The organism is Streptomyces sp. P9(2023), from assembly GCF_032436795.1.
Classification (GTDB): Bacteria; Actinomycetota; Actinomycetes; order Streptomycetales; family Streptomycetaceae; genus Streptomyces.
Genome location: NZ_JAUPWM010000008.1, coordinates 17159 through 30019, shown reverse-complemented (window position 1 = coordinate 30019; position 12861 = coordinate 17159). Strand labels below are relative to the sequence as shown.

Here is a 12861-nt window from a genome sequence, read left to right as displayed (position 1 = left end):
CGTGAAGACCAACCTGCTCGCCGCCATCGAGACCGCGACCGCCCGCACCATGGCCGCACCGCCCGCCGCCGTCAACGGGCAGACCGGCTCCGTGCCGATCTCCGTCCTGCTGATCATCGCGCTCGGCGGCATCGCCTGGTGGATGTTCAAGCACGGCGACAAGAACAAGAAGCTCCACCTCGCCCCCGGGTTCGTCTGCCTCGGCCTCGGCCTGTCCCTCTCCGGCACCCAGCTCGGAACCCAGGTCGGCATGTTCTTCGGCAGCCTCGCCCAGATGGTCGCCAACTTCGCCGGCACCGTCTGACGGTGGCCACCGCCCCCGAGGACGACACCCTCGAGCTGCCTCCCGTGCCCACCTTCGGGCACGGGAGGCCCCGGTGGGCCGCCCATCGCATCCACCCCCGCCGCATCAGCATCGGCCACCTCAAGCTCTACGGTCGGCTCCGCGGCTGGGCCCGCGCCGAGAACCACGCGACCCGCGGCAAGGCCATCGCCACCCGCGCGTCCGGCCTCGCCCTCGGCGCCCTCATGGCCTGGCGGACCGCGAACGACCAGCCCCGGCTCCTGGCGCTCGCGGCCGGCGCCTACGTCGTCGCGGCCTGGCGCGCCGGGCGCCCCGTACCGCCCACCCCCGAAGAGCTCCAACGGCGCTTCCTCCTCGGCGTCCAGGAACTCATCGGCGACCGGCCCGGCATCCACCTCCGCCAGCTGTACGACGAACTGCAGGCCCGGCCGGCAGCCGCGCACCTCGACGACGCCCGCCTCCGCGCGCTCCTCGTCCACTGCCAGGTCCCCATCCACAAGAGCCTCCGCATCGGCGAGACGACCGGCCGCAGCGGCATCAAGGCCGCCGACATCCAGGCCCTCCTCTCCCCGCCCGAAACGAAGGAGCAGCCATGCCCCGACGAGACCCCGGCCAAGCCCGCGCCTACAACTCCTGGCGGGCCATGATCCGGCGCTGCACAGACCCCAGGACCGCCAACTACGAGAACTACGGAGGCCGCGGCATCGCGGTGTGCGAGCGCTGGCTGACCTCCTTCGAGAACTTCCTTGCCGACATGGGCGAGCGCCCCGCCGACAGGACGCTCGACCGCATCGACAACGACGGCAACTACGAGCCCAGCAACTGCCGGTGGGCCACCCGCTCGCAGCAGCGACGCAATCAGGGAGCCGGCCGCCCGAGGGCGCAGCGTTGCGCGAACGGACACGAGCTGAAGGCGGTCAATGTGATCTGGGAGAGCGACACCAGGCGGCGCTGCAGGTCCTGCGCGAACGACCGCAAGCGCGAGTGGGCCCGCCGCAGCCGTTCCAGCTCTCCTCTCCGCTCCCCCGCACTGTAGAAGCCCCTTCCGCGCCTGTAGACGCAGGTCAGCGCCCCACAGCAGCCCACAGAAGGGGCCGTAGACCCCGCGTAGAGCAGGCCGTAGACCACCCAGGAGACCCCGTGCGACGCCACATCCAGGCCCTCATCCGTACCGCCGCCGATCTCGTGTTCTGCGGCACCTGCGGCTGGTGGTACCCGCCACACAGCCACTGAGCCGCCCTACCGAATGTCAGAGCCCTCGATCATCATGGCCAGAAGCCGCCAAGGGAGAGGACCCCGTGACCGACAACGACCTGCCTGAAGTCGAACAGGCCCCGGGCAAAGCCGAACTCGAGAAACTCAAGGACGAGTACCGCCGCAAGAACAAGGCCCTCGACGCCCAGCGAGAGTCGCTCGAAGAGGAAGCACGCGAGTACGGCTACTCCCAAGAGCAGGTCGACGAACGCAGCCGCTGGATCGAAGACGGCGGCCGGGAGATCCTCGACGAGGTCCAGCAGCGCATCGACGCCCACTGCCGACGGTACGGGCTTCTCACCGACGGATCATTCTCGGGTACTTGGGCGGCTGAAGAGTAGATCGCTGGACAACCAGCCCTGCTTGGTGACCACACTGGCCTCATGGAGTACCTACAGCCCCCGGCCGGCACCCTCACCACGTCCATGGCCGCCCTCTCCGCCGACGTCGAGCCCGCCACCATCCGGGACTGGGTGCGCCGCGGCATCCTCACCCGCTGCGGCGGCACCCCCAAGCGACCCGTCTACCGCATCGACGATGTGAAGGCCGCTCGCACCGCCGCCAAGCCCAACCGCCCCGGCCAGCGCAGTGTCAAGGCCGCTTGACGTGCACTGATTCGTGCGCCACGATTTGCGAGTACAGCCATGCCCAATCGCAGGCTGGATACTGGACCCCGAAGGCCCCGACCACCCCCGGTCGGGGCCTTCGCCATTCCCTCCACGCGCACACCCCGCCCGGCGCATGATGAGCACCTCTCATCACGCAACGTCCTGGGGGGACCATGCGACGCACCACCCTCACCGCGCTCGGCGCCGGCCTACTCCTCGCACTCACCGGCTGCGGCACCAGCGACCAGCCCGCACCCACGGTCACCGTAACCGTCACCGTCACGCCGACCCTGTCCGCTGCCGAGCAGCGGCAGGCATGCGTCGAAGCCTGGGCCGACACCATCGCTGCCCGACCGGACGACTTCGATCCCGAAGCGGACACGGACCCGGACCCTGACGCGTGCAACGCGATCCCCGAGGCTGACTACCTCGACGTCTACATGGACGGCCTCATGCTCTCCAACAAGCGAGGCCTCGACGCACGCTGAGGCTGACACCGAGGAGGTGGCCCCCCGTGGCTGGCAACCCCCGCAACGGGCGCCCCTACCGCCGCCTCGTCGCCCACGTGAAAGCCCTCGGCATGCCGTGCGCGCGCTGCGGCGGCTACATCAACCCCGACCTCGACCCGCGCAGCGGCTGGTCGTTCACCCTCGACCACATCGTGCCCCTCAGCCGCGGCGGCAGCCTGCTCGACCCCGCCAACGCCCGCAGCATGCACCGCCGCTGCAACAGCGCTCGCGGCAACCGCACCGGCACCACAGCCCCGCAGCGAACCTCACGGAAGTGGTGACGCCATGGCCACGAAGAACCCCGCGATCCGCCTCCCCTTCCCGTGCCCCGCGTGCGGCGAGGCCATCACCGTCGGTATCAGGGTGCTGGAGTCCACGGTGCGTGATGGCGAGGAGACCCACGTCTGGGACATGGACGCCACCGCAGCGCGCGAGCACGCCGAGCAGCACCACCAAGCCACGTAGCGCCGTGCTGTACGTCGTCACGGGCCCGCCGGCCGCCGGGAAGAGCAGCTGGATCCAGGCGCACGCCACCGCGCGCGACATCGTCATCGACCTGGACCTGATCGCCACAGCTCTCACGGGGCCCGGGGCACCGCAGTGGAACCACGACCCCAACGTGCAACGCATCGCCCAGAAGGCCAGGTTCGCCGCCATCGAGGAAGCCCTCCAGCTCCTCGACAAGCTGGATGTCTACCTCATCCACACCATGCCGAGTGCCAAGGCCCTGGCCAAGTACAAGCGCCACGAGGCTGAGATCAAGGTCGTCGACCCCGGCAAGGACATCGTCATGGCCCGCATCCAGGCGATGCGCTCACCCGAGATGCAGCGGGTCGCTTCACGCTGGTACAGCCAGCGCAGGAACCTGCCGCGCACCGTCATGCCACAGGCCTCCAGGCAGTGGTAACCCACCGCCACCGCCCGGGATCGCAGCGAGTGATGAGTGATCGAGACGGGCCTCATGAGTGATCACGAAGAGCCTCGATCGACCTCGACGGCCGGGGGTCGGGCCCTTCTTTAAGGGGAAGGGCGGGCGACCCAAAAGCCCTTCTCGCCCGATTTTTTGCGCGGCCATTTGAAAACGCTATTCACCCGAGTCTGACAGTTCGGGTAAATAGCGACGCTCCGTAACATCACGGACAGTGACGGAGGTTGACCATGGCTGCCGCCGAAATCCGCGCGGAGCTTGACAAACTCGGCGTCCGTGCTGTTGCTCCCGGCCTCGCCGAGGTCGCGATCAGCCTCGCCGAGTCCCTCGACTCGATCCCGGTCGGTGACGCCCCAACAGCCCGCGCCGTCGTCGCCCGCGAGCTCCACGCCCTCATGATCCGTCTACGCGCGCTCGCGCCCGTCCAGGAGCAGGGGGACAGCGTCGATGAGTTCACTCGCGAGCGAGAAGCGCGTCGTGCGGAAGTCAAGAAGCTCCACGGCTGACGACCGCGTCTACGGCGCGCAGCGACCCCGGATCGAGACCGTGCCCGATGGTGCGGTGTCATCGGCTGGTCAGGAAGCTATTCGCCTCGCTGCTCGGGCTGGCCTCAAGCTGGATCCGTGGCAGCAGCACGTCCTCATGGTCAGCATGGGCGAGACGGCCGCGGGCGACTGGGTGGCGCCGGACGTCGCAGTGAACCTTCCTCGGCAGAACGGTAAGGGTGCGCTGATCGAAGCCCGGGTGTTGTGGGGCTTGTTCCTCGGCGGCGAGCAGGAAATCCTGCTCTCTGCCCACGAGTTCAAGACCGCGATGAACGCGCAGAAGCGCATCGAGTCCCTGATCCGTGGGTGCCCTGATCTGCACAAACGCGTGAAGGCGTACCACAAGACCGTGGGCCGCGAGGGCATCGAGCTGCACGACGGTCGGGTGCTCCGGTTCATCGCCCGCTCGCGCGGCTCCGGGCGCGGCTTCACCGCGAACTGCGTGATCTTCGACGAGTGCATGATCCTCGGCGACGACGCGATGGCAGCCCTTGCTCCCACGACGGATGCGGTCGCCAACAGCCAGCTCTGGTACCTGGGGTCCGCCGGGATCGGCGCCCCCTCGCTCCAGCTCGGCCGGCTGCGGCAGCGGTCCCTGAACGTGCTGGAGACGGGCGTGCCCGATCCGACGCTCGCGTACTTCGAGTGGTCGATCGATCCCCACGTGGCCGAGTGCACGCAGGGCTGCGAGCAGCACGACGACATCGACACGGTCGAGTCGCTCCTGAAGGCCAACCCTGCCGTCGGCTACCGCCTGGAGGTCGAGAAGTCGCTGAACAGGCGGCTGACGCTGGGCGACGCCCTGTACGCCCGTGAGCGGCTCGGGGTGGGCGAGTACCCGTCGGACACTGCGGAGACGTGGCAGGTCATCGGTGAGGACGCGTGGCGGGCCCTGGCGGATCCGAAGGCGATGACTAAGGGGCCGTACTCGTTCGCCATCGATGCGACCCCGGAGCGGACGCACGCGGCGATTGCTGTGGCGGGGCCGTGGCGGGGCGGTACGCACGTCGAGGTGCCCGAGCACCGGCCCGGCCTGGGCTGGGTGGTGCAGCGTGCGAAGGAGCTGCACCGGAAGTGGAGGCCGCGCTGCTGGGTTGTCGACGAGGGCGGCCCGGCCGGCTCGCTCATCCCGGAGCTGGAGACGGCCCTGTCGGAGGTCGAGCAGGAGCTGACCGGCAACCCTGAGGCCCGCATCGAGGTCGTGAAGCCGAAGGCCCGGCAGATCGCCCAGGGCTGTGGCCAGTTCTACGACGCGGTCGCCGACCAGACTTTGAGCCACTTCGACCCTCCGCCCCTCGCGGTCGCCCTGGCGGGCGCGCAGAAGCGGCCGCTGGGCGAGGCGTGGGCGTGGGCGCGGCGCAACGTCGGTGTGGACATCAGCCCTCTGGTGGCGGCGACCTTCGCAAGGTGGGGCCTCGGCGTCGAGGTTGAAGAGACCGCCGACCCGCTCGACAACATCTGGTGAGGAGGCCCGAGATGAAGCTCAGCAAGACCGTGGGCGGCCTCGCAGCCGTGGCGGGCTGGGCGGTCGCCCGGCTGCCTGGTGTGGCTGGCGCAGCGCTCGTATCGGCTGCGGGCTGGATGGTGTACGAGCCGGTAGGGCTCGCGCTCGCCGGCGGGTTCTGTCTCCTGGCGGACTGGAGGGGGACGCGGTGAGCCTGTTCTTCCGTGAGCGGCGCGGGCCGTTTGCCGAGCCGGAGATTCCCCGTCCTTCGTCGACCGCGTCGACGTTCGCGAGCGTCAACCTGTCCCGGACCGAGTCGTCTCTGCAGAAGGTCGCGGTCTGGTCGGCGGTGAACCTGATCTCCTCGCTGACCGCGACCCTGCCCGTGGACGTCTACGAGGGTCAGGGCGCGGCGCGTAGGCAGCTGCCGCTGCCGAAGGTCCTCGTCGACCCCGCGGGCGACGGGTACGGGCGGGTGGACTGGACGTACCAGTACATGCTGTCGCTGCTCCTGCGCGGCAACACGAACGGCAATGTGGCCGACCGGGACCGGATGGGCCACCCCACGCAGATCGTGCTGTACCACCCGGACGAGGTGCAGGGGTGGCGGGACCAGAAGTCCGGGCTGCCGCAGTGGCGCGTGGGCGGCGAGAGCATCGACGCCGACGACATGTGGCACCAGCGCGCCTACTCGGTGCCCGGCCGCCTACAAGGCCTGTCGCCGGTCGCGTTCCATGCGCAGACGATCGGCCTCGGGATCGCCGCGCTGCGGTTCGGGGTCCAGTGGTTCGAGGACGGCGCCCACCCGTCGGGGCTGCTGACCAACGACAACGCCCTCGACGCGAAGCAGGCGAAGACGGCGAAGGACCGGTTCATGGCCGCGTTGCGCGGCTCCCGTGAGCCGGTCGTGCTGGGGCAGGGCTGGAAGTACCAGCAGATCCAGGTGGCCCCCGAGGAGTCGCAGTTCCTGGAGACGCAGAAGTACACCAGCGCCGAGTGCGCCCGGATCTACGGGCCCGGCATGCCGGAGATCCTCGGCTACGACACGGGCGGGTCGATGACCTACGCCAACGTCGAGCAGCGGTCGCTGGACCTGCTGACCTACACCCTCGATCCGTGGCTCGTGCGCACCGAGGACATGTGGTCGAGCCTTCTGCCCGGCGCCCAGTACGCCAAGATCAACCGCGCTGCGCTGGCCCGTACCGACCTGCTGACCCGCTACCGGGCGCACGCGATCGCGCTGCAGAACCGGTGGGAGGTCGTCAACGAGGTGCGTGACATCGAGGACATGCAGCCGGTCGCCTGGGGCGATGTCCCGTCGGAGGCTCAGCCGCCGAAGGTGCGGATCGATGACTAGCGAAAGGGGGCGTGATGAGCGCCAAGAGTGACCGGGCCAAGGCGTCCGGAATCGTGCGCCGCGCGTACCCGGTGCAGCTGGAGGTCCGCGCGAAGGCCGGCGCCTCGGGTGTCTCGACGGTCGAGGGTTACGCGTCGGTGACTGAGGAGCCGTTCGAGATGTGGGACTGGCTCGGCCCGTACAGCGAGGTCGTCCGCACGGGCGCCTTCGGGAAGACCCTGGCCGAGAACCCCCAGGTGCAGCTGCTGCTGAACCACGGCGGCCTCGCCATGGCCTACACCAAGGCCGGCACGCTGCGCCTGTCGGAGGACTCGACCGGCCTGCACATGGCCGCCGACGTCAACGCCAAGCGCTCCGACGTCGGCGACATGCTTGCTGCCCTCGACGAGGGCAGCGTGGACGAGATGTCGTTCGCGTTCCGGGTGACCCGCCAGCAGTGGTCACCGGACTACGACCAGCGCGACATCCTCGAAGTGGACCTGCACCGCGGCGACGTGTCCGTCGTCAACTTCGGTGCGAACCCCGCGACCACGGTCTCCTCGATGCGGGCGGCCGATTTCGACCGACTCGACGAGGCCGACGCCCGGGCGCTGTTCGAGCGCCTGCAGCGACGCCTGGAGCCCGCCCCCGCGGCGCCCACGCATCCGCTGTCCCTCTACCAGGCGCAGGCCGCCGCACTGGCCCTGTAGCCGCACCACCGCTTCACCCACCGCCTGCACCACCCGACGCGCCGGAGCCCACGCCGGAGCGCGCTTCGGCGCGCCACCACCTGGGCCACCACCCGGACGGAGCCGCGGGCGCGACCCACCACCCCAACCCTGAAGGGAGCGAGCCATGCTCGCCTACCTGCGCAAGCAGATGCAGAGCGCGCTCGAAGCCCGGGCCGCGCTGAAGACCGAGCTCGACGCCGTCCTCACCGCCCCGACCGCCGAGAACCGCAGCCTGACCGACACCGAAGCCCAGACCTTCGAGGAGAAGCGCACCGCGCTGAAGGCGAAGGACGGCGAGATCGAGGAGTTCCGCACGCGGATCGCGGACCTGGAGGAGGACGAGCAGCGCGAGCAGCGCGCCGCGCAGGTCCTCGCCGAGCACCGGCAGGCCGGCGAGCGCCGTGAGCGCGTCACCGTGACGTCGGAGCCGGAGACCTACCGCAAGGGCGGCGAGCAGTCCTACTTCCGTGACCTGTTCCGCGCCCAGGTCAACGGCAACCGCGAGTCCGTCGAGCGTCTCGCCCGCAACGACCGCGAGGTGATGGAGAAGCGCGCGCTGACCACCACCGACGGCTCCGTCGGCGAGTTCGTCCCCCCGCTGTGGATGATCAACGACTACGTGGCGCTGGCCCGCGCCGGCCGGGTCGCCGCCGACCGTGTCGCGCACCAGGCGCTGCCGGGCGGAACCGACTCGATCAACCTGCCGAAGATCGCGTCCGGTACGGCGGTGGCCGAGCAGGCCACGCAGAACACCGCGGTGCAGAACACCGACGCCACCTCGACCAGCGTGACCGCGACCGTCGCGACGATCGCGGGCCAGCAGGTCATCTCGCAGCAGTCGCTGGACCAGTCGCCGATCAACCTCGACTCGATCCTCCTGGCCGACCTGGCCGCCGACTACGCGGTCAAGCTCGACACGTTCGTCCTGAACAACAACGCGGCGAACAAGCGCGGCCTGCTCAACGTGACCGGCATCAACGCCGTCACGTACACCGACGCCACGCCGACCACGGCCGAGCTGTACCCCAAGGTCGCCGACGGCATCCAGCAGATCCACACCGGCCGGTTCATGCCGCCGGACGCGATCCTGATGCACCCGCGACGCTGGGCGTGGTTCACCGCCGCGGTCGACACCGCCGGGCGGCCGCTCGTCACCCCGGTGGCGAACATGCCGCAGAACGTCCTCGCGCAGATGGGCGACGTCGTCTCCGAGGGATTCGTCGGCACCCTGCAGGGTCTGCCGGTCTACGTCGACCCGAACATCCCGATCAACCTGGGTGCAGGCACGAACGAGGACCGGATCATCATCCTCCGTGCGAGCGACGTGATCCTCTTCGAGGGCACCCCGCGGGCCGAGTCGTTCCGCGAGACGAAGGCCGACCAGCTGTCCGTGCTGCTGCGGTTCTACAACTACGCGGCCCTGCACTCCGAGCGGTACCCGAAGTCCATCTCTGTGATCGCCGGTACCGGCCTGATCACCCCGACGTTCTGATCCGCCCGGCCGGGCAGCGTGCTGCTGCCCGGCCCTGACCCGCCTGAGGAGGAACCCGATGGCAGCACGGAAGAGCGCGGTGCCCTCGACGCCGTCCGAGCAGAACCAGACCCCGGAGGAGCCCGAGGCACCCGAGCAGGAGCCCATGCCCGAGGAGCCCCCGGCACCGGAGGAGCCGGAAGCGCCGGAGGCGGAGACCGCGGCGAACGTCCGTACCGGCGAGATCGTGGTCACCCCGCGCACGAGCCTTGAGGCCGCCTACGTGGATGCACTGCGGCGCGAACGCGCGGGCTACGTCACCTACGGCCGCGAAGACCGCGTGGCCACCGTAGACGCCGAGCTGAAGCGCTGGGGCGCCACGGCCGAGACCGACTGACCGAGGGGAGGCTGGCATGGCGCTGCTCACCCTCGACGAGGCCAAGACGCAGCTGCAGCTCACCGGCACCACCGCCTACGACGCCGAGCTGACCGCGTACATCAACTCCCTCACTCCCGTAATCGAGCGGCACACCGGGCCGGTTGAGAACCGCACGGTCACCGAGACCGTGAACGCCTACGGCCCGCTGCTCGCCCTCACCCAGGTGCCGGCGGTGTCCCTGACCTCCCTCACCCCGGTGCACTCCGGCGGGCGGGCGATCGCGGTCGGCGAGGTGGCCCTCGACGGCGACGCCGGAGTGCTGCGCCGCCTGGACGGCGGCCCGTTCGCCGGCGGGCCCTGGGTCGCGGTCTACGTGGCAGGGCGCGGCAGTGTCCACCCGACGATCAACCTCGCGTCGCGGATCCTGCTGCAGCACCTGTGGCGGACGAAGTTCGGCGCCGCCCGCGGCAATCCCGGCGGCGGCGAGGACTTCGACGTGAACGAGCCCATCCCCGGCTTCGGCTACGCGGTGCCCAACCGGGTACTGCAGCTGCTGGAGGCGTTCAAGGCGCCGCCGGGGGTGGCGTAGTGGCAACCTCCCGCGTGCCCGCCGCAGTCGACGCGTTGCTCGCGATCCTGCGCGCGGCACCGGCCCTGGACGACGTCCTCATCCTGGACGGCCCTCCGACCAACGGCCTCACCGGCAACCAGCGCCTCTACGTGGGCTGGACGCCGGACGGCGGCCCCGCCGTCGCCTTGTCCCAGGACTTCAACGCCGCGGGCGCCCGCACGCGAGATGAGACGTTCGCGATCAACTGCTACGCCGAGGTCTCGTCCGGCGACATCGACATGCACGTCCAGCGGACCCGCGTGTTCGAGCTCGTCGGCGCAGTCGAGACCGCCCTGCGTGCCACCAACGAGGCGACCATGGCGCCGACCCTGAGCAACACGGTCCTGTGGTCCCACCTCACCGCCGGCGACCTGTCCCAGGAACAGGGTGAAGGCGCCCGCGCCGGGCTGGTGTTCATGGTCTCGTGCATGGCCCGTATCTGATCCACCCACCCACTGCAAGGAGAGAGCGATGGCGCGTGTGCGCTTCATCGGCCCGGAGCCGGTCACCGTGCCGGAGCTCGGGGATCGAGTAGTTCAGCCTGACGAGGTCGTGGCCGTCCCGGACGCCCGGTTCGACGGCTACGTCTGCCAGACCACCACGTGGCAGCCGGTCGAGGAACCGGGCGCCGCGAAGAAGACCACCACCCGGAAGGAGGGCTGACCCATGGCGATCGGATCAGGCCTCGGCGCGCAGATCGGCATCGCGGCCGAGAGCACCTACGGCACCTACGTGGCTCCCACGAAGTTCCCGGAGTTCACGCAGGAGTCGCTCGTTCTGAAGAAGACGACCGCGCAGTCGAGCGGGATCGCGGCGGGCCGACTGATGGCGCTCTCCTCGCGGCGGGTGGTGACCCAGCGGGAGGCGTCGGGCTCCATCGAGATGGAGGTCGCCAACAAGGGCATGGGCGTCCTGCTCCAGGCCCTGATGGGTACGACGGTGACCCCGGTGCAGCAGGGCGCGACGGCCGCGTACCTCCAGACCCACACTCTCGCGGATGTGTTCGGCAAGTCGCTGACGATCCAGAAGGGCGTGCCGCTGACCACGGGCACGGTGACGGACAAGACCTTCGTCGGATGCAAGATCGTGTCGGCGGAGTTCTCGTGCGAGGTCGGCGGCATGCTCACCGCGTCCTTCGAGTTCGACGGCAAGGACTGCGACGAGACGCAGACCCTGGCCGTCGCGAGCTACAGCACCATGGCGCCGTTCCACTTCGGGCAGATGGGTGTCAAGGCGGGGACGTACAGCTCTGAGACCGCGCTCGACGGCATCCGCAAGGCCAGCGTCAAGATCGAGCGGCCGCAGGCGGTCGACCGGTTCTACGCCAACCAGAGCGCGCTGAAGGCACAGCCGATCAGCAACGACCTGGTGAAGATCACCGGCAGCCTGGAATCGGACTACGTCGCCACCACGCTCGATGACCTCCACACCAGCGACGGCGCGACCAGCCTGGTGCTGGAGTTCATCGGGCCGATCATCGCGTCGACGTTCGCCGAGACGTTCCGGATCAAGCTCCCGGCGATCAAGGTCGACGACGCTCCGCCGACCGTCGACGGGTTCGAGGTCGTGCGCACGACGATCAACTTCACCGCGCTCTTCGACGGCACGAACCAGGTCGCCATCGAGTACATGAGCACGGACGTAACCCTGTAGGAGGCCCGCCATGGCCCTGCGCAACGTCCAGATCAGCGGCACGGGGCAGCTCGTCGAGCTGTCCCGCCGCCTCAACGCCGCTGGCGGGCCGAGGCTGAAGCAGAACTTCGCCCGCCGGATCCGGCGGGCGGGCGAGCCGCTCAAGACGGACATGCAACAGACGATCCGGAACTTGCCGATCAACGCCGAGCCCCGCAAGGCCGGATCGCGAGGTGGCGCATCGCCGACCACCCGGCCCCTGCGGGCCCAGATCGCCGAAGCGGTGCGTCTCTCCGTCCGCACCAGCGGCAACCCCGGCGCCCGAGTCTGGATCGACCGCTCGATGCTCCCGTCAGACCTGAAGTTCATGCCCGAGGCCATGAACAAATCCAACGGCCGGATCCGGCACCCGACCTTCGGCAACAAGGGCCGCGGCGGGTGGGTCAACCAGTGGACCACCCCGCTGTGGTGGGAGGCCACGATCCGCCGCCACACCCCCCGCATGCAGGCCGAGGTTGCGCGGGTCCTTGAAGACGTCCGCCGCCAGATCACCTAGGAGAACCCGTTGATCGTCGTGTACACCCCTCCCTTTGATGGGGAGCCCGAGCACTTCGACGCCCGGTCGCTGCGGGTCTCCGAGGTCGCGATCCTGACCCGGAGCATCGACCAGACCTGGAAGGAGATCCAGGCGGGCTTGGGCGAGCAGGATCTCGTGGCCATGTGCGGCGTGGCCTGGGTGATCAAGAAGCGTTCTCAGCCGTCCCTGCGGCTGGCCGACTTCGACCCCGGCGTGGAGGAACTGAGCACGCGCCTCGACCGCGACGAGGTCGAGCGGTGGGCCGAGGCGACCGCCGAGATCGCATGGCAGGACGCCGACGCCACACCGGAGAAGCTGCTCGCCGCGATGCGGATCATCCCGGCCGCGGCCCTGGACCGTGAGCACGCTGAGGCCGTCGTCGAGCGGCTGGCCAAGGCCCCAAAAGACGAGGCTCACCCCGCGCCGCAGAGCAACGGGACGACCGGCCCGACCGAGACATCGTCCAGCTGAGGCACCACTACCTCGGCCTGTTCGGCCACCTCCTCCACTACACCGCCCCCGACGTGGACGAC

General features: G+C 69.7%; 22 protein-coding genes. All 22 read left to right on the top strand.

The genetic code is table 11. From position 1 onward, the window contains the following. Position 1: 1 nt before the first annotated feature. The 22 genes from Q5762_RS13905 (at position 2) to Q5762_RS13800 (ending at position 12799) form a co-directional block, all read left to right on the top strand. On the top strand, positions 2-304 hold the full coding sequence (locus tag Q5762_RS13905) for a hypothetical protein (protein ID WP_315892372.1): 303 nt from the start codon (positions 2-4) through the stop codon (positions 302-304). Between the two features lie 2 nt (positions 305-306). Next, positions 307-951, top strand: coding sequence for a hypothetical protein (locus tag Q5762_RS13900; protein WP_315892371.1), 645 nt, complete (start codon positions 307-309; stop codon positions 949-951). Next, the gene (locus tag Q5762_RS13895; protein ID WP_315892370.1) at positions 897-1340 is read left to right on the top strand and encodes a hypothetical protein; all 444 of its coding nucleotides are present in this window, start codon (positions 897-899) and stop codon (positions 1338-1340) included. The genes Q5762_RS13900 and Q5762_RS13895 overlap by 55 nt, the downstream gene beginning before the upstream one ends. 262 nt (positions 1341-1602) lie before the next feature. Continuing rightward, on the top strand, positions 1603-1899 hold the full coding sequence (locus tag Q5762_RS13890; RefSeq protein ID WP_315892369.1) for a hypothetical protein: 297 nt from the start codon (positions 1603-1605) through the stop codon (positions 1897-1899). Positions 1900-1941: 42 nt separating this feature from the next. Continuing rightward, positions 1942-2163 (top strand): hypothetical protein, encoded by a 222-nt coding sequence (locus Q5762_RS13885; protein WP_315892368.1) that lies wholly within the window; start codon positions 1942-1944, stop codon positions 2161-2163. Between the two features lie 176 nt (positions 2164-2339). After that, a complete protein-coding gene (locus Q5762_RS13880) occupies positions 2340-2654 on the top strand; it encodes a hypothetical protein (RefSeq protein WP_315892367.1) in 315 nt (104 codons plus the stop codon). 26 nt (positions 2655-2680) lie between these two features. Then, the gene (locus tag Q5762_RS13875) at positions 2681-2956 is read left to right on the top strand and encodes an HNH endonuclease signature motif containing protein (protein WP_315892366.1); all 276 of its coding nucleotides are present in this window, start codon (positions 2681-2683) and stop codon (positions 2954-2956) included. A 4-nt stretch (positions 2957-2960) separates the two neighbouring features. Beyond that, positions 2961-3140: a hypothetical protein gene (locus Q5762_RS13870; protein WP_315892365.1), complete on the top strand. Its 180-nt coding sequence runs from the start codon at positions 2961-2963 to the stop codon at positions 3138-3140. 4 nt (positions 3141-3144) lie between these two features. After that, positions 3145-3582 (top strand): hypothetical protein, encoded by a 438-nt coding sequence (locus Q5762_RS13865; RefSeq protein ID WP_315892364.1) that lies wholly within the window; start codon positions 3145-3147, stop codon positions 3580-3582. Positions 3583-3833: 251 nt separating this feature from the next. Next, a complete protein-coding gene (locus tag Q5762_RS13860; protein WP_315892363.1) occupies positions 3834-4109 on the top strand; it encodes a hypothetical protein in 276 nt (91 codons plus the stop codon). A 145-nt stretch (positions 4110-4254) separates the two neighbouring features. Then, the gene (locus Q5762_RS13855) at positions 4255-5613 is read left to right on the top strand and encodes a terminase (protein ID WP_315892362.1); all 1359 of its coding nucleotides are present in this window, start codon (positions 4255-4257) and stop codon (positions 5611-5613) included. Between the two features lie 11 nt (positions 5614-5624). Next, complete coding sequence (locus Q5762_RS13850) at positions 5625-5804, top strand: hypothetical protein (protein WP_315892361.1); 180 nt, start codon at positions 5625-5627, stop codon at positions 5802-5804. Further along, positions 5801-6949: a phage portal protein gene (locus Q5762_RS13845; protein WP_315892360.1), complete on the top strand. Its 1149-nt coding sequence runs from the start codon at positions 5801-5803 to the stop codon at positions 6947-6949. The genes Q5762_RS13850 and Q5762_RS13845 overlap by 4 nt, the downstream gene beginning before the upstream one ends. 14 nt (positions 6950-6963) lie before the next feature. Further along, the gene (locus tag Q5762_RS13840) at positions 6964-7638 is read left to right on the top strand and encodes an HK97 family phage prohead protease (protein ID WP_315892359.1); all 675 of its coding nucleotides are present in this window, start codon (positions 6964-6966) and stop codon (positions 7636-7638) included. Between the two features lie 145 nt (positions 7639-7783). After that, positions 7784-9151 carry a phage major capsid protein gene (locus tag Q5762_RS13835; RefSeq protein WP_315892358.1) on the top strand — a complete coding sequence of 456 codons (1368 nt, stop codon included), beginning with the start codon at positions 7784-7786 and terminating at the stop codon, positions 9149-9151. A 58-nt stretch (positions 9152-9209) separates the two neighbouring features. Continuing rightward, the gene (locus Q5762_RS13830) at positions 9210-9527 is read left to right on the top strand and encodes a hypothetical protein (protein ID WP_315892357.1); all 318 of its coding nucleotides are present in this window, start codon (positions 9210-9212) and stop codon (positions 9525-9527) included. A 16-nt stretch (positions 9528-9543) separates the two neighbouring features. Beyond that, positions 9544-10098 (top strand): hypothetical protein, encoded by a 555-nt coding sequence (locus Q5762_RS13825; protein ID WP_315892356.1) that lies wholly within the window; start codon positions 9544-9546, stop codon positions 10096-10098. Then, complete coding sequence (locus Q5762_RS13820) at positions 10098-10562, top strand: hypothetical protein (protein WP_315892355.1); 465 nt, start codon at positions 10098-10100, stop codon at positions 10560-10562. The genes Q5762_RS13825 and Q5762_RS13820 overlap by 1 nt, the downstream gene beginning before the upstream one ends. 28 nt (positions 10563-10590) lie before the next feature. Beyond that, positions 10591-10782, top strand: coding sequence for a hypothetical protein (locus Q5762_RS13815; protein WP_315892354.1), 192 nt, complete (start codon positions 10591-10593; stop codon positions 10780-10782). A 3-nt stretch (positions 10783-10785) separates the two neighbouring features. After that, positions 10786-11772, top strand: coding sequence for a phage tail tube protein (locus Q5762_RS13810; RefSeq protein ID WP_315892353.1), 987 nt, complete (start codon positions 10786-10788; stop codon positions 11770-11772). Between the two features lie 10 nt (positions 11773-11782). Then, a complete protein-coding gene (locus Q5762_RS13805) occupies positions 11783-12307 on the top strand; it encodes a hypothetical protein (protein WP_315892352.1) in 525 nt (174 codons plus the stop codon). A 9-nt stretch (positions 12308-12316) separates the two neighbouring features. Beyond that, complete coding sequence (locus tag Q5762_RS13800; protein WP_315892351.1) at positions 12317-12799, top strand: hypothetical protein; 483 nt, start codon at positions 12317-12319, stop codon at positions 12797-12799. Positions 12800-12861 lie beyond the last annotated feature (62 nt).